At 62.4% G+C, this 13714-nt stretch carries 20 protein-coding genes; 13 read left to right on the top strand and 7 right to left on the bottom strand.

Features of this window, described 5'->3' with window-relative positions; genetic code table 11:
* Positions 1 to 78: 78 nt before the first annotated feature.
* Complete coding sequence (locus ACXYMS_RS13910; protein ID WP_458907205.1) at positions 79 to 543, bottom strand: FxsA family protein; 465 nt, start codon at positions 541 to 543, stop codon at positions 79 to 81.
* A gap of 167 nt (positions 544 to 710) precedes the next feature.
* Between ACXYMS_RS13910 and ACXYMS_RS13915 the strand changes: the two genes are divergently transcribed.
* From ACXYMS_RS13915 to ACXYMS_RS13925, 3 genes are read left to right on the top strand one after another with little or no spacing between them, the layout of a single operon-like run.
* On the top strand, positions 711 to 1433 hold the full coding sequence (locus ACXYMS_RS13915) for a Tim44/TimA family putative adaptor protein (protein ID WP_458907207.1): 723 nt from the start codon (positions 711 to 713) through the stop codon (positions 1431 to 1433).
* A 21-nt stretch (positions 1434 to 1454) separates the two neighbouring features.
* Positions 1455 to 2039 carry a Smr/MutS family protein gene (locus ACXYMS_RS13920; RefSeq protein WP_458907208.1) on the top strand — a complete coding sequence of 195 codons (585 nt, stop codon included), beginning with the start codon at positions 1455 to 1457 and terminating at the stop codon, positions 2037 to 2039.
* Positions 2036 to 2404, top strand: a complete 369-nt coding sequence (locus tag ACXYMS_RS13925) for a helix-turn-helix domain-containing protein (RefSeq protein ID WP_458907210.1) — start codon at positions 2036 to 2038, stop codon at positions 2402 to 2404. Before ACXYMS_RS13920 ends, ACXYMS_RS13925 begins: the two co-directional genes overlap by 4 nt.
* Before the next feature lie 67 nt (positions 2405 to 2471).
* Here ACXYMS_RS13925 and hslU read toward each other — a convergent pair whose 3' ends face one another.
* The 4 genes from hslU to ACXYMS_RS13945 form a co-directional block, all read right to left on the bottom strand.
* Positions 2472 to 3782 carry an ATP-dependent protease ATPase subunit HslU gene (gene hslU / locus ACXYMS_RS13930; RefSeq protein ID WP_458907212.1) on the bottom strand — a complete coding sequence of 437 codons (1311 nt, stop codon included), beginning with the start codon at positions 3780 to 3782 and terminating at the stop codon, positions 2472 to 2474.
* Between the two features lie 6 nt (positions 3783 to 3788).
* Positions 3789 to 4322, bottom strand: a complete 534-nt coding sequence (locus tag ACXYMS_RS13935) for a GNAT family N-acetyltransferase (protein WP_458907214.1) — start codon at positions 4320 to 4322, stop codon at positions 3789 to 3791.
* Positions 4319 to 4879, bottom strand: a complete 561-nt coding sequence (gene hslV, locus ACXYMS_RS13940) for an ATP-dependent protease subunit HslV (RefSeq protein WP_458907215.1) — start codon at positions 4877 to 4879, stop codon at positions 4319 to 4321. Before hslV ends, ACXYMS_RS13935 begins: the two co-directional genes overlap by 4 nt.
* A 75-nt stretch (positions 4880 to 4954) precedes the next feature.
* On the bottom strand, positions 4955 to 5308 hold the full coding sequence (locus tag ACXYMS_RS13945) for a cupin domain-containing protein (RefSeq protein WP_458907217.1): 354 nt from the start codon (positions 5306 to 5308) through the stop codon (positions 4955 to 4957).
* Between the two features lie 137 nt (positions 5309 to 5445).
* Between ACXYMS_RS13945 and hisB the strand changes: the two genes are divergently transcribed.
* The 8 genes from hisB to coaA all read left to right on the top strand — a co-directional run bounded on the left by hisB (position 5446) and on the right by coaA (position 10527).
* Complete coding sequence (hisB, locus tag ACXYMS_RS13950) at positions 5446 to 6033, top strand: imidazoleglycerol-phosphate dehydratase HisB (protein ID WP_458907218.1); 588 nt, start codon at positions 5446 to 5448, stop codon at positions 6031 to 6033.
* A gap of 136 nt (positions 6034 to 6169) precedes the next feature.
* Complete coding sequence (locus ACXYMS_RS13955; protein ID WP_458907220.1) at positions 6170 to 6526, top strand: DUF2628 domain-containing protein; 357 nt, start codon at positions 6170 to 6172, stop codon at positions 6524 to 6526.
* Positions 6523 to 7176 (top strand): imidazole glycerol phosphate synthase subunit HisH, encoded by a 654-nt coding sequence (gene hisH / locus ACXYMS_RS13960; RefSeq protein ID WP_458907222.1) that lies wholly within the window; start codon positions 6523 to 6525, stop codon positions 7174 to 7176. Before ACXYMS_RS13955 ends, hisH begins: the two co-directional genes overlap by 4 nt.
* Entirely contained in the window at positions 7173 to 7901 is a 729-nt protein-coding gene (hisA, locus tag ACXYMS_RS13965) for a 1-(5-phosphoribosyl)-5-[(5-phosphoribosylamino)methylideneamino]imidazole-4-carboxamide isomerase (RefSeq protein WP_458907224.1), read from the top strand. Before hisH ends, hisA begins: the two co-directional genes overlap by 4 nt.
* A complete protein-coding gene (locus tag ACXYMS_RS13970; protein ID WP_458907226.1) occupies positions 7898 to 8227 on the top strand; it encodes a hypothetical protein in 330 nt (109 codons plus the stop codon). The genes hisA and ACXYMS_RS13970 overlap by 4 nt, the downstream gene beginning before the upstream one ends.
* Before the next feature lie 94 nt (positions 8228 to 8321).
* Complete coding sequence (hisF, locus tag ACXYMS_RS13975) at positions 8322 to 9110, top strand: imidazole glycerol phosphate synthase subunit HisF (RefSeq protein WP_458907228.1); 789 nt, start codon at positions 8322 to 8324, stop codon at positions 9108 to 9110.
* A gap of 149 nt (positions 9111 to 9259) precedes the next feature.
* Positions 9260 to 9577, top strand: coding sequence for a phosphoribosyl-ATP diphosphatase (locus ACXYMS_RS13980; RefSeq protein WP_458907230.1), 318 nt, complete (start codon positions 9260 to 9262; stop codon positions 9575 to 9577).
* Positions 9577 to 10527 carry a type I pantothenate kinase gene (coaA, locus tag ACXYMS_RS13985; RefSeq protein WP_458907231.1) on the top strand — a complete coding sequence of 317 codons (951 nt, stop codon included), beginning with the start codon at positions 9577 to 9579 and terminating at the stop codon, positions 10525 to 10527. Before ACXYMS_RS13980 ends, coaA begins: the two co-directional genes overlap by 1 nt.
* 5 nt (positions 10528 to 10532) lie before the next feature.
* Here coaA and ACXYMS_RS13990 read toward each other — a convergent pair whose 3' ends face one another.
* Positions 10533 to 10883, bottom strand: coding sequence for a VOC family protein (locus ACXYMS_RS13990; protein WP_458907233.1), 351 nt, complete (start codon positions 10881 to 10883; stop codon positions 10533 to 10535).
* A 177-nt stretch (positions 10884 to 11060) separates the two neighbouring features.
* Between ACXYMS_RS13990 and dapB the strand changes: the two genes are divergently transcribed.
* Together dapB and ACXYMS_RS14000 are read left to right on the top strand one after the other, a co-directional pair.
* Entirely contained in the window at positions 11061 to 11873 is an 813-nt protein-coding gene (dapB, locus tag ACXYMS_RS13995; RefSeq protein WP_458907235.1) for a 4-hydroxy-tetrahydrodipicolinate reductase, read from the top strand.
* A gap of 52 nt (positions 11874 to 11925) precedes the next feature.
* The gene (locus ACXYMS_RS14000; protein WP_458907237.1) at positions 11926 to 12540 is read left to right on the top strand and encodes a 2,3-bisphosphoglycerate-dependent phosphoglycerate mutase; all 615 of its coding nucleotides are present in this window, start codon (positions 11926 to 11928) and stop codon (positions 12538 to 12540) included.
* Positions 12541 to 12593: 53 nt separating this feature from the next.
* Here ACXYMS_RS14000 and ACXYMS_RS14005 read toward each other — a convergent pair whose 3' ends face one another.
* Positions 12594 to 13631 carry an AI-2E family transporter gene (locus ACXYMS_RS14005; protein ID WP_458907239.1) on the bottom strand — a complete coding sequence of 346 codons (1038 nt, stop codon included), beginning with the start codon at positions 13629 to 13631 and terminating at the stop codon, positions 12594 to 12596.
* Positions 13632 to 13714 lie beyond the last annotated feature (83 nt).

Genomic DNA, 13714 nt, shown 5'->3' on the forward strand with positions numbered 1-13714 from the left:
GTCCTTCTAGATTTCAAAAAACAAGCAATTCCGGCGGTGTGGCTAACACTTTTGGATGGCACGAACAAGCCAATGCGCCTATTCGCGGCCGTCCCGCCAATCATCGTCTTTAAGATCGATGGCCCGGATTTCGGCGTCATGGGGACTGGCGGGTTCACCGTGGCGGCGATAGCTGGTGGTGGTTTCAACCACGCGTACCCGGCCCGCCAGTGCCGAGAACAGCCGGGCACGCAAGGGTGGGATGAGGAGGGCCAGCGCCAGGATGTCGCTGAGAAAACCGGGCAGCACCAGTAGCACCGCAGCCACGCCGATCAGCATGGCATCGAACATTGTCCGGCCCGGAATAGTCCCGGCGCTGACATTGTTGCGCAGCCGAGAAATCACCCCCATGCCCTGCTGGCGCAGCAAGAGGCCGCCAGCAATGGCCGCCAGGATGATCAAGCCCAGGGTCGGGAAGAGGCCAATGGCGCGCCCTACCACGATGAACAGGGCGATCTCGACCAGGGGCAGAAGCAGAAAACTCAGGGCAATAAGGCGGGCCAATCTCTGTTCCTCGTCTTTTGGTGGCGGTGCGGCGCGGCAAAAACGCAACTCCCCCCATCGTGAACTGGTTTCGGGCTAAAGCTTTGCCTATATATAGGCGAGCCGTGGCGCAGAACGAGCGCCCTCCGTCAGTTTTTGTCGACGCCGACCGCGCAAGGTGCCTTTTTATGGACGACTTCCTCGATCTTCCGACGCTTATCGCCATCGCCGTTGCCGTCTTCGTACTGTTCCGGCTGCGCTCCGTTCTGGGCACGCGCACCGGCAATGAGCGGCCGCCCATCGACCGCTCCCGCTCGACCCCCACCGAAAAGAACACCGCGGCCAATGAGGAAACCGTGGTGCCGCTGCGCCCCAGGGCGGCCCAGCCGGACCTGGACGATGAGCGCCGGGCGCGCAAGCTCGAGGCCGAGATCGAACAGTTTGCCGCCGGCAATGCCGATCTCGCGGCAGGCCTCAAGACCGTTGCCGAGGTCGATCCGGGCTTTGCGCCAAAGGGGTTCCTCGAAGGCGCCAAGCAGGCCTATGAGATGATCGTCACCGCCTTTGCGCAGGGCGACCGCCAGACACTCAAGAACCTGCTCGACAAGCCCATCTATGAAAGTTTCCAGCGCGCCATCACGGAACGCGAAGCCGATGGCAGGACGGTCGACTTCACCTTTGTCGGCCTGCCGAAGGTGTCCATCGTCGACGCCGAATATGACAAGAAGGACGTCAACGTCACGGTCGACTTCCATGCCGAAGTGGTTTCGGCCACCCGCGACAAGGATGGCAATCTGGTTGAAGGCAATGCCGATCAGGTGCAGACCATTGCCGATGAATGGACCTTCTCGCGCAATCCCAAGTCGCGCGATCCCAACTGGAAGGTCGTGGCCACAAGCCAGCTTGATTGATCCTCTGCGGCGGGCCGGTATATGTCCAAGCGTGGCTCCAAACGCCTGCCGCACGACTTCCACCTGTGGACCAGCGTCGCGGCCACCGTCGAGCCCCTGCGGCGCAAGGGGTTGATGCGGCTGGGCTCAGGCACGCTGCCACAGCCCGAAGGTGATCCGGAGCCTGTGGTCAAGGCGCCACCCAAGCCGCTCAAGCCAGGCCGCCCGTTCCTGCCGCCCTATCAGGCGCCCACCAGCGCGCGCGCCGGGGTCGCAGACAGGTCGGTCGATCCGGCGATCCACAAGAAGGTGCGGCGCGGCCATATCGACATCGACGGCAAGATCGACCTGCACGGCATGACCCAGACAGAGGCGCGCGAAACCCTGAGGCGCTATATCGGCGCCCGTGCAGCGCGCGGGGATCGCACCATCCTGGTCATTACCGGCAAGGGTGTCCGCACCGACAATGATTATATCGCGGCCATGACCGAGCGGGGCATATTGCGCACCATGCTGCCGATCTGGCTCTCCGAACCGGGGCTGTCCCATCTCGTGTCCGGCTGGAGCCTGGCTGCGCGCAGCCATGGTGGCGAGGGGGCGTGGTATGTGCGCCTGAGGCGCCAATGACCCCCCTCGGCGCCAGATTGCGAGCCATGCGCGATGCCCGCGGCATTTCATTGAAGGAAATGGCGGCGGCCCTCAATGTGTCGAGCGCCTATCTCTCGGCGCTCGAGCATGGAAGGCGCGGCCAGCCGACCAGTTTCCTGCTCCACCGCATCATCTCTTATTTCAATGTCATCTGGGACGAGGCTGAGGAACTCCAGCGCCTGGCCGAGATTTCGGACCCCAAGGCGACCATCGAAACCGGGGGCCTGGTGCCTGAAGCCACAGAATTGGCCAATAGGCTGCGCGATGACATCGCCCGGCTGGAGCCCGAGGACCTGAAGTTTTTGCGCGATGAACTGGTCAAGCGAGCGGGAAAGCGGCGGTAGCCTCGATCGTGCTCGCTCCCCCTCGCGGGGGAGGAGTCGCATCACGTTCGCCGCGTTGTTCTTGAGGCTACAGCACGAACTTGCTGAGGTCCGTATCTCCTGCGAGCAGGCCCACCTTGTCCCGCACGAAGGCAGCGTCGATATTGATGGTCTGGCCATTACGGTCAGGGGCGTCGAAGGAAATTTCCTCGACCAGCCGCTCCATCACCGTCTGCAAGCGCCGCGCGCCGATATTCTCGACCGAGGAATTGACCAGAACCGCCGCGTCGGCAATCGCCTCTATGGCGTCCGGGGTGATGGTCAGGGTCAGTCCTTCCGTACCCATCAGCGCCACATATTGCTTGATCAGGCTCGCCTCGGTGTCGCTCAGGATGCCGATGAAGTCCTCGCGGGTGAGGGCTTTCAATTCCACCCGAATTGGCAGGCGGCCCTGCAATTCGGGGAGCAGGTCGCTGGGCTTGGACACATGGAAGGCGCCCGAGGCGATGAAGAGGATATGGTCGGTCTGCACCGGTCCATATTTGGTGGCCACAGTGGTGCCTTCGATCAGCGGCAGCAAATCCCGCTGCACGCCTTCGCGTGACGGGCCGCCCTGCGCGCCGCCTTCACGATGGGCCACCTTGTCGATCTCGTCGATAAAGACGATGCCGTGGTTCTCCACCAGCTCGATGGCTTCTGCCTTCAACTGGTCCTGGTCGAGCAGCTTGTCGGCTTCCTCGGCAATCAGCGGTTCATAGGCATCCTTGACCTTGGTCTTGCGCTTGACGCCGCGCCCCCCCATGGCCTGCTTGAACATGTCGGAAAGGTTGATCATGCCGATGCCGCCATTGGGCATGCCAGGAATTTCGAACCCGCCAGCGCCGGGCGAGGGCTGCATCTCGATCTCGATTTCCTTGTCGTCGAGCTCGTTCTTGCGCAGCTTGGCCCGGAAGCTTTCGCGGGTCGAGGGCGTGGCCGAGGTGCCCACAAGGGCGTCGAGCACCCTTTCCTCGGCATTATGATGAGCCTGGGCCTCGACATCGCGGCGGCGCTTGTCGCGGAGGACCGTGATGCCGGCCTCTACCAGGTCACGTACGATCTGCTCGACATCGCGGCCGACATAGCCGACCTCGGTGAACTTGGTGGCTTCCACCTTGACGAAGGGCGCCTGCGCCAGCCGGGCCAGCCGCCGGGAAATTTCGGTCTTGCCGACGCCGGTGGGCCCGATCATCAGGATGTTTTTTGGGGTCACCTCGCGCCGCAGTTCGGGCGGCAATTGCTGCCGGCGCCAGCGATTGCGCAGCGCCACGGCGACGGCGCGCTTGGCATCGGCCTGGCCCACGATATGGCGGTCGAGTTCGGAAACGATCTCGCGCGGGGAAAAATTGGTTTCACTCATTTTTGGTCACTTTCGATCGGTGCCTTGCTGTTGGACCGGATCACGATCCAGGAAACGCACCATCAGGTGTTCGTCGATATATCGACCATTCACGAAGAGATAGCGTGGCTCGGTGCCGTAGGTTTCGAACCCGAGCCGTTGATAGAGCCTTATCGCCGGCAGGTTTTCCGTCCAGACGCCCAGATGCACCTGCACCACATGGTGCCTGGCATGATCGAGCAGATGCTCGACCAGTGCCGCTCCCATGCCCGTGCCGCGATGCTCGTGCCGCACATAGACCTGGATCATCCAGCCCCGGTGCCGCTCCTTGGCGCCATCATTGCGCAAAAACGCGTTGATGCCCCCCAGCGAGCCGTCCGGCAGGACCGCCCCGAAGATGCTGAGCACCTCGAGTGTCCGGACGATGTCGGCATCGGACTTCTGCGCAAAGCTTTCGGCGGTCGAGACAAAGGCCTCGGGATGGTTGGCCAACGCCTCGTGGCGGATGGCCCGATAGGCCGCAGCATCGTCGGGCGTCAGCCGCCGGATCGCGTGGCTCACTGGCCAAGCTCGATGGATTCGAGCGTCACATTGCCATTGGTATAGACGCAGATTTCCTCGGCAATCTTCATGGCGCGGCGGGCAATATCCTCGGCATCAAGCTCAGTGGCCTGATGCAGCGCCAGCGCTGCCGAATGGGCATAATTGCCGCCAGAGCCAATGGCGATGACGCCGTGGTCGGGCGTCAGCACGTCGCCGGTGCCGGTGAGCACCAGCGTATCGGTCTTGTCAGCCACGATCATCATGGCCTCAAGCTTGCGCAAGTAGCGGTCGGTGCGCCAGTCCTTGGCCAGTTCCACGGCGGCGCGCATCAGCTGGTCAGGATATTGCTCGAGCTTGGCCTCGAGCCGCTCGAACAGGGTGAAGGCATCGGCGGTCGACCCGGCAAAGCCGCCGATGACCTTGCCATTGGCGAGGCGCCTGACTTTCTTGGCGCCATGCTTCATCACCGTCTGGCCCATGGAAACCTGGCCATCGCCGGCAACCACCACCTTGTTGCCCTTGCGGACCGAAACGATGGTCGTCCCGTGCCAGCCGGGATTTGTGTGTTCACTCATTGGGGGAGGTACTCCGAACTGTTGAGTACTATTTAGGACGCAGAAGGACGATTGCAACACGCCATAGTCGCTGGCCTATTCGAGCCAGTCGATCACACTCGTGCCATTGGCGTGGATATTGACCGCTTCGAGCAGCCCCGGGCCCAGATTGGTATATTTGTGGGGCACCGCAGCTGGACAGATGAGAATTTGCCCGGCGCTGGCCTCCACCTCCTCGTCACCAATGAAAAACAGGGCGCGGCCCGTCTGGATGATGAAGGTCTCCGAATAGGGGTGGGTATGCAGCTTCGGTCCATGCCCATACCCTTCGCTCGTGTGGAAGATCACGGTGATCGGTGCGCCATGCGGTCCGCCCTCCCAGATACCGTTCCATAGGCCCGGTGCGCTGCTCCACTCGTCCTGCTCGATGACCTTCATTTCTGCCCCCATGAAATTCTCAAGGGCCATAGTGCGGCAAAATGCTCACGCAGACGACATCGAAATGTACAGAATGCGCGGCGGTGCAACGCTCTCTTTATAGGTCTGTGCGTAAGTGCTAATCACCCGACGAACGCCGGAGACAGCCCATGCGCACCGCCAAAATTGCCCGCAAGACTAACGAGACCGAGATTTCGCTCTCCATCAATCTCGACGGCACCGGCACGCATGCCATGAAGACTGGCATCGGCTTTTTCGACCATATGCTGGACCAGCTTTCGCGACACTCGCTGATCGACATGGATGTGACCTGCAAGGGGGACCTGCACATCGACTTCCACCACAGCGTGGAAGACGTGGGCATTGCGCTTGGCCAGGCGATCCGGGAGGCCCTGGGCGACAAGAAGGGCATCCGCCGCTATGCCAGCTGCGACCTGCCCATGGACGGCACGCTGACCCGGGCGGCGCTGGATCTGTCCGGCCGCGCCTTCCTCGTATTCAAGGCGGAATTTTCGCAGAACAAGATCGGCGAGATCGACACCGAGCTGTTCCGCGAGTTCTTCCAGGCCTTCGCCCTCAATGCCGGAATCACCCTCCATATCGAGAACTTCTATTTCGACAATAACCACCATCTGGCCGAGTCGATGTTCAAGGCGGTGGCGCGGGCCCTGCGCGAAGCGGTGGAGATCGACCCACGTGCCGGTGATCGGGTACCGAGCACCAAGGGCACGCTGTAGCCCTTTCCCGAAGCGCGGTTTTGCACTAAGTCACCGCCAACACGGGTGTCACCCCGGCGAAAGCCGGGGCCCATCCTGAGATCTCAAGATGGATCCCTGCTTTCGCCGGGATGACATCGGGGTTTTGGAGAAAACGATGACCCTCTACGCCATCCTGATGCCCAAGCCCGGACGCGCCCCCCTGCCCGAGGCTGTAGCGGAAAAATTCTCCTGGTTTGCCGCGCTGCTGCCGCCTGTGCATGGCCTGATCCATCGCCTCTGGGATCAGCTGGTGCTGTTCATTGTCGCTCTGGCCGCGATCATTGTTGCGCAGCCCTATCTCGGTGCCGATGCTGCCATCTGGCTTTATATCCTGCTCGCCATCGCCTGCGGCCTTGCCGCGCCGGGCGCGCACCGCCGGGCACTGCGGCGCCGTGGCTATCGGCCGGCCGGCCATCGCTATGCCGCCGATGCCGACCTTGCTCGCATTGCCGTATTGGAGTCCAAAGCGTGAGTTCTGTTGCCATCATCGACTATGGCGCGGGCAATCTGCGCTCGGCCGCCAAGGCCTTTGAACGCGTCGCCGCGAGCCTGGACCATGGCCCCGAAATCATCGTCACCCACGATCCCGAAATCCTGCGCCGGTCCGACCGCATCATGCTGCCCGGCGTCGGCGCCTTTGCCGATTGCATGGCAGGGCTGGATTCTGTGCCCGGCATGATCGAGGCACTGGATGAGCGGGTCATCAAAGGCGGCGTGCCGTTCCTCGGCGTATGCGTCGGCATGCAATTGCTGGCCAGCGAAGGCCGCGAGAAAGTGGTTACCCAGGGGCTCGGCTGGATTCCAGGCGCAGTCGAAAAGATCACGCCGTCCGATCCGGCCCTGAAGATCCCGCATATGGGCTGGAACACCATTTCGGTTCTCAAGCCCCATGCGCTATTGGCCGGCATCGCAGATGGACAGGATGGATTGCACGCCTATTTCGTCCACTCCTACCACTTGAACACCGACGATCCGGCGCATCTGGTTGCCACAACCGATTATGACGGGGCGCTGACCGCCTGTGTCGGCCGCGACAATATTTTCGGCACTCAGTTTCACCCGGAGAAAAGCCAGGTACTGGGCCTGAAGCTGATCGAGAATTTCCTCGGATGGACGCCATGATCCTCTTCCCCGCCATCGACCTCAAGGATGGTCAGTGCGTGCGCCTGAAGCTGGGCGACATGAACCAGGCGACCGTGTTTAATGACGATCCGGCCGCACAGGCGAGAAGCTTCGAGGACCAGGGTTTTGAATATCTCCATGTCGTCGACCTCAACGGCGCCTTTGCCGGCGAGAGCGTCAACGGGGCAGCAGTGGAAGCCATCCTCAAGACGGTCACGTTTCCTGTGCAATTGGGCGGCGGCATCCGCACCCTCGCCCATATCGAGAGCTGGCTCGACAAGGGCTTGGCCCGGGTCATTCTCGGCACGGTCGCGGTGCGTGATCCGGCACTGGTCAGGGAAGCTGCTAGAAAGTGGCCGGGCCAGGTCGCCGTCGGCACCGATGCCAAAGGCGGCATGGTTGCGGTGGAAGGCTGGGCCGAAACCTCCGAACTCTCGATCATCGAACTGGCCAAGCGCTTCGAGGGCGCAGGTGTCGCGGCGATCATCTATACCGATATCGACCGCGATGGCGTGCTGGCGGGGATCAACTGGGATTCCACCCTGGAGCTGGCCCGGGCCACGTCCATTCCGGTTATCGCCTCGGGCGGGCTGGCCTCGATGGACGATATCGAGCGCATGACCCAGCCCGACTACCAGGTGCTCGAAGGCGCTATTTCCGGCCGGGCGCTCTATGACGGGCGCATTGATTCACGTGAAGCACTGGCGCGGTTGAGGGCGGCATGAGCGTAAGTACGCCAGCCCGATTTCCAGCGCGTCTCTATGGCTGGCTGCTGGCCGTGATTCTGTTCTTCACCCTTGCGCCGGTGCTCTCGGTGATAGCGTCGATCGCCATTGCCGAAGCCAATAATTGCACGCTCAACGAGGCGACGACCCACATCTGCATGGTGCTGGGCATGGATCTGGGTGGGCTATTGGCTTTCATGTTCATCATGGGCTGGTTCGCGTTGGCGACCTTGCCGCTGGGTGGCGGGGCGCTGATCGTCTGGCTCGTCATCCTTATCATTCATCGCATCGCCTGGGCACGGATGCAGAAGGCAGCGACATCATGAGTTTGAAAACCCGCATCGCCCCCTGTCTCGACGTCGCCGGCCCGCGCTGCCCGCAGCGCAGCGAGGACGCGCAAAGAATGAAAGGACGCCGCCGGTGAGCCTCAAGACCCGCATCATTCCCTGTCTCGACGTTGCCGGCGGCCGCGTCGTGAAGGGCGTCAATTTCGTCGATCTGATCGATGCAGGAGATCCGGTCGAAGCGGCCATGGCCTATGATGCCGCGGGCGCGGACGAATTGACCTTTCTCGACATCACGGCAAGCCACGAGGGCCGCGACACGATCTTTGACGTGGTGGCGCGCACGGCCGAGCACTGCTTCATGCCGGTGACAGTCGGCGGTGGAGTGCGCAGCATCGAGGATATCCGCAAGCTCCTGCTGGCCGGAGCCGACAAGGTGGCCATCAATTCCGCTGCGGTGAACGATCCGGATTTCATCGCCCGCGCCGCCGACAAGTTCGGCAATCAGTGTATCGTCGTGTCGGTCGATGCCAAGCAGCGGCTTGATGCCTGCGTGGGCGGTGACAATCGTAGCGAATGGGAAATCTACACCCATGGCGGGCGCAAACCGACCGGAATCGATGCCGTGGAATTTGCCGCGCGCATGGTTGAATTGGGCGCCGGCGAATTGCTGGTGACCTCGATGGACCGGGACGGCACCAAGTCCGGCTTCGACCTGACATTGACCCGCACCATCGCCGATTCGGTTGAAGTGCCGGTCATCGCCTCAGGCGGCGTGGGCAATCTGCAGCATCTGGTCGATGGCGTCACCGATGGCCATGCCAGCGCCGTGCTGGCGGCCTCCATCTTCCACTTCGGTACATTTACGATCCCCGAGGCCAAGCGCTACATGGTCGAGCACGGCATCGCCATGCGGATGGCGTGAGCCAAAGGTTGCGGGTGACGGGGTGCGCCCTTTCGTGGTTAAAGGCCACAAAACTGTCATCCCGGCGCCGGCCGGGATCCATCCTGAGATCTCAAGTTGGGCCCCGGCCTTCGCCGGGGTGACGTTCAGTGGGTGGAGAACTATCCAACATGACCCTTGAAGAACTCGAAGCGCGCATTGCGCAGCGCGCCGCCGCCTCGCCTGAGGAAAGCTACACCGCCAAGCTGATTGCCCGGGGTGTCAACAAGGCCGCCCAGAAGCTGGGCGAGGAAGCCACCGAGGCAGTGATCGCCGCCGTCACCGGCGACCGGGCCGAACTGGTCAAGGAAGGTGCGGACGTGCTGTATCACCTGCTGGTGGTGCTCAAGGCTGCCGGGGTGCCGCTGGGCGATGTCATGGCCGAGCTCGACACGCGCACTGCCCAGTCGGGCCTGGCCGAGAAGGCCGCCCGAAAGGACGGCGAATAATGGCCCGGCGTCCACCGCTTCTCGATCCCTATCGCAGTTTTACCAAGCAGCAGTGGAGCGACCTGCGCAACGGCCAGCCGATGACGCTGGATGCCGAGGATATCAATCGGCTGCGCTCGCTTACCGATCCGATCTCGCTGGCCGAGGCCGAAGAGGTCTATCTGCCGCTCTCGCGTCTCCTCTCTTATTATGTCGAGGCTATCCAGAGTCTCCATCGCGTCTCCTCGCGCTTCCTCAATACCCCGGACGACAAGGTGCCCTTCATCATCGGCGTGGCGGGTTCGGTGGCGGTGGGCAAGTCGACCACGTCGCGCATTCTGCGCGCCCTGCTCAGCCGCTGGCCCTCGAGCCCCAAGGTTGATCTCGTCACCACCGACGGGTTCCTCCATCCCAACAGGGTGCTCGAAGAGCGCGGGCTGATGCAGCGCAAGGGTTTCCCCGAAAGCTATGACCGCACCCGCTTCGTCAATTTTCTAGGCGACATCAAGTCGGGTAAGGGCAAGGTCGCGGTGCCCGTCTATTCGCACCTGGTCTATGACGTGGTGCCGGGCGAGGAGGTCATCATCGACCGCCCCGATATCCTGATCGTGGAGGGGCTCAACATCCTCCAGCCGGGCGAGCTGCCCCGCACCGGCACACCGATCCTGTTTGCCTCGGACTTCATCGATTTCTCGATCTATATTGACGCCGATGTCGAGGACCTGCGCGATTGGTATCTCACCCGCTTCTTCCGCCTGCGCGAAACCGCCTTCCGCGATCCCACCTCCTTCTTCCGCCGCTTTTCGGAAATGAGCGAGGAGGAGGCCGGCGCCTTCGGACGGACCGTGTGGGAGACCATCAACCTGCCCAACCTGCTCGAAAACGTCCTCCCCACCCGCGGCCGGGCCGACCTGATACTAAAAAAAGGCCAGGACCATCGCGTGGAAGAGGTGCGGCTGAAGCGCTTGTAGGATGGTCAGTAGGTCCCTTGCTGTGGCTGACTGAGGATGATCATGTTTCCATCCGGGTCGCGCAGCTTGGCGGTCTTGAAGAAGTCCCCCATGGCCTTGGCGACGGGCTTCAGCCCATGCAATTCGAGCCGGGCCAGTTCATCGGCCAGGTCATCGACGATCAGCATGACCACGCTGGCGCCGGCGCGATCCTCGTCGGTCATCACATGCACCCAGCCGCCGCCGGGCAGTTTCCATTCGGCCACATCCACCATGGTGCGCGCATCGGCCGTGCGGCCGAACAGATATTCGTACCAGACAAGGGATTTGCCGAGGTCTTCCACGGCGATGCCGGCCAGCACATTGGTCAGGGTCATGCAGGGGTCCGTCTCTGTCTTGCTTTTCCGCCTGGCGCCGGATGCTCTCCAAAACCGAAGCAGGTTTCGGTTCGGCGCTCCTAGGCCGAATCGTAGCACAGCCAATCGGTTCCCGGCAGCGGTGTTGGCGAGGCGCGCGGGCGCTGCTATAGCCGGGGCATTGTGAGGAGAAGCGGCATGGAAAGATTGCGCATCATCATTGCCGGCGCCGGTGGGCGCATGGGCGCCGCCAATATTGCTGCGGTGGCCGCGCATGACGGCGTTCAACTGGTCGGGGCGCTGGGCCGGACCGGCTCGACGGCCGTCGGCAAGGATGCCGGAACGCTGGCTGGTCTCGAAGCGCTCGGTATTATTGTCAGCGACGACGCCTCCACCCTGCTTGATGCCGCCGACGCGATCGTGGATTTCACATCCCCTGCGGCCAGCGTCGCCCTGGCGCGGCAGGCAGCCGAAAAGGGTCTCGTCCATATCATCGGCACAACAGGGTGTTCCGAGGCCGATGACGCCGCCATTGCCCAGGCGGGTGCGGCGGGCGCGCGCGTGGTCAAGTCGGGCAATTTCTCCCCCGGGATGGTGGCGCTGACCGTACTGGTGGAAAAGGCAGCGAGGGCGCTGGCCGACTATGATGTCGAAGTACTTGAGATGCATCACAATCTCAAGGTCGATGCCCCATCGGGCACGGCGCTGATGCTGGGGGATGCAGCAGCGCGCGGCCGCAATATCGCGCTCAAGGATCATTCGGTGCGGGTGCGCGACGGCCATACCGGGCCGCGCGAGACCGGTACTATCGGCTTCGCGACGCTGCGCGGCGGCAATGTCATCGGCGATCACTCGGTAATCCTGGCCGGTCCGTCGGAACGCATCGAGCTGACCCACAGGGCGCAGGACCGTACCATCTATGCCAATGGAGCGGTCAGGGCGGCGCTTTGGGCAACCCGGCAGGCACCGGGGCTTTATTCCATGGCCGACGTGCTCGGCCTCAACGACTGACCTTTCGCCTCGAGCGGGTGTACCAACACAACAGATACAAGGGACCAAAAACATGAGCGGAACGCTGATCCTGGTGCGTCATGGCCAGAGCGAATGGAACCTCAAGAACCTCTTTACCGGCTGGCGCAATCCGAACCTGACCGAGCAGGGCATCGAGGAAGCCCGCGCCACCGGCAAAGCCTTGAAGGCCGCCGGCATCGTGCCGGACCTATACTACACATCGGCGTTGCGCCGGGCCCAGCACACTCTGGACCTGATGCTGGAGGAGATGGGGATCGAGAACGTCACCATCACCCGCAATGTCGCTCTCAACGAGCGCGATTACGGTGACCTGGCTGGTCTCAACAAGGATGATGCGCGTGAAAAATGGGGCGAGGAACAGGTCCATATCTGGCGCCGTTCGTTCGATGTGCCCCCGCCGGGCGGGGAAAGCCTCAAGGACACGGCAGCGCGCACCCTGCCCTACTATGAAGCTGAAATCCTGCCCCAGCTCAAGACCGCAAAGACCGTGCTGGTCGCCGCCCATGGCAATTCGCTGCGGGCCCTGGTGATGGCCATCGAGGGCCTGACCCCTGACGAAATCCTCGCCCGCGAAATCGGCACGGGTGAACCCACGACTTACAAGATCGGCCCGGATGGGAAGCTGGTGGAGCGGCTGACACTGTAAGACGGGCGGGCGAGCGGGGCGCTCTCTGCCCGCGCCAGGGATTCACGTGAAACTCAACCCTGTGTCTCACCGCTCTCGCCTCGGGCACTACCCTCCCGCGGCTCGATATAGAGCTTCTGCGTCAGCGTGCGCGCCACTGCGAAAAATGGTGTGGCCAGGGCTACCCCCATGGGTCCGAACAACGCGCCCATCACCGCCATGACAAGCAATGACCAGGCAGGGGGCAGTTTGATGATGCCCTGCTGCAGCAGCGGCGTGATGACATAACCTTCGAGGTTCTGGATCACCAGAAGGCCAAGTGCACCGATCCACAGGGCCGTCATGTCCTGGCCTGCCAGGACCAGAAGGATCGGTACCGCCGAGACAATCGGTCCCAGATAGGGAATGAAGTTGAGGCTTGCCGCCAGCAGGGAGAGCACGAGCGCATTTGATGAACCCAGAAGTGTCAAAAGCGTAAAGACCAGCACCCCGATCAGTACCATGACGGCCAATTGAGTTATCAGCCAACCGCGCAGGGTGTCGCCCGCCGCGTCGAGCGCGGCCTTGAGTCGGGAACGCCCGCCAGCCGGGATGAGACGCAAAAACCCATCGCGATAGCCATGAGGATCGATGGCGAAGAACAAGCCCAGGAAAGCGATGATCACGATATTGCCCAGTACGCCGAGCGTGATGCCAAAAAGCGAACTGGCCTGACTGAAAAGGCCTGTGGGGTCCGGCAGCAACGAGCGCATCAAGGACGTCCCCTGTTGGGTGCTGACAGTGTTGTCCAGCTCGTCGCCCCATTCGTCGTAGAGCTCACCTGCCTGTCCCATGACCATGGTCCACAGCTCGTCAATGCCCTGCCACAAACTGGCTCCACCCAGTGAGAGGCTCGCAGCAATTGCTCCCGCAATCACGAGAGCGACTGCAACGACAAGCAGCGGACGGGGAATCGGCAGCAGGCTATCGAGGGGACGAACGATGGCGTCAAGCACGGCTGCAAGCAGCAGCCCGGCAAATGCCAGAAGCAGGATAGCCGATAGTTGCCAGGCAAGCAGGAGTGTCAGAACGACGGCGATGCCGATTAGCAGGGACTTGGTGCTGTTGCTCATGCGAACTCCCCGGTGATGAACAACAGAAGCAAAGCCTGGGGCGGCCTGAAGTTCCCCCTGCATGACATGGAGCCATGCGAGAG

This window comes from Devosia sp. CAU 1758, from assembly GCF_054482695.1.

Bases quoted from the DNA above. Each gene is read 5' to 3' on its own strand.
- ACXYMS_RS13980 (WP_458907230.1), top strand. From the start codon at position 9,260: ATGACCCTTGAAGAACTCGAAGCGCGCATTGCGCAGCGCGCCGCCGCC.
- ACXYMS_RS13945 (WP_458907217.1), bottom strand. From the start codon at position 5,308: ATGGGGGCAGAAATGAAGGTCATCGAGCAGGACGAGTGGAGCAGCGCA.
- hslU (WP_458907212.1), bottom strand. From the start codon at position 3,782: ATGAGTGAAACCAATTTTTCCCCGCGCGAGATCGTTTCCGAACTCGAC.
- hslV (WP_458907215.1), bottom strand. From the start codon at position 4,879: ATGAGTGAACACACAAATCCCGGCTGGCACGGGACGACCATCGTTTCG.
- ACXYMS_RS13970 (WP_458907226.1), top strand. From the start codon at position 7,898: ATGAGCGTAAGTACGCCAGCCCGATTTCCAGCGCGTCTCTATGGCTGG.
- coaA (WP_458907231.1), top strand. From the start codon at position 9,577: ATGGCCCGGCGTCCACCGCTTCTCGATCCCTATCGCAGTTTTACCAAG.
- ACXYMS_RS13990 (WP_458907233.1), bottom strand. From the start codon at position 10,883: ATGACCCTGACCAATGTGCTGGCCGGCATCGCCGTGGAAGACCTCGGC.
- ACXYMS_RS13915 (WP_458907207.1), top strand. From the start codon at position 711: ATGGACGACTTCCTCGATCTTCCGACGCTTATCGCCATCGCCGTTGCC.
- ACXYMS_RS13955 (WP_458907220.1), top strand. From the start codon at position 6,170: ATGACCCTCTACGCCATCCTGATGCCCAAGCCCGGACGCGCCCCCCTG.
- hisB (WP_458907218.1), top strand. From the start codon at position 5,446: ATGCGCACCGCCAAAATTGCCCGCAAGACTAACGAGACCGAGATTTCG.
- ACXYMS_RS14000 (WP_458907237.1), top strand. From the start codon at position 11,926: ATGAGCGGAACGCTGATCCTGGTGCGTCATGGCCAGAGCGAATGGAAC.
- dapB (WP_458907235.1), top strand. From the start codon at position 11,061: ATGGAAAGATTGCGCATCATCATTGCCGGCGCCGGTGGGCGCATGGGC.
- ACXYMS_RS14005 (WP_458907239.1), bottom strand. From the start codon at position 13,631: ATGAGCAACAGCACCAAGTCCCTGCTAATCGGCATCGCCGTCGTTCTG.
- ACXYMS_RS13925 (WP_458907210.1), top strand. From the start codon at position 2,036: ATGACCCCCCTCGGCGCCAGATTGCGAGCCATGCGCGATGCCCGCGGC.
- ACXYMS_RS13920 (WP_458907208.1), top strand. From the start codon at position 1,455: ATGTCCAAGCGTGGCTCCAAACGCCTGCCGCACGACTTCCACCTGTGG.
- hisA (WP_458907224.1), top strand. From the start codon at position 7,173: ATGATCCTCTTCCCCGCCATCGACCTCAAGGATGGTCAGTGCGTGCGC.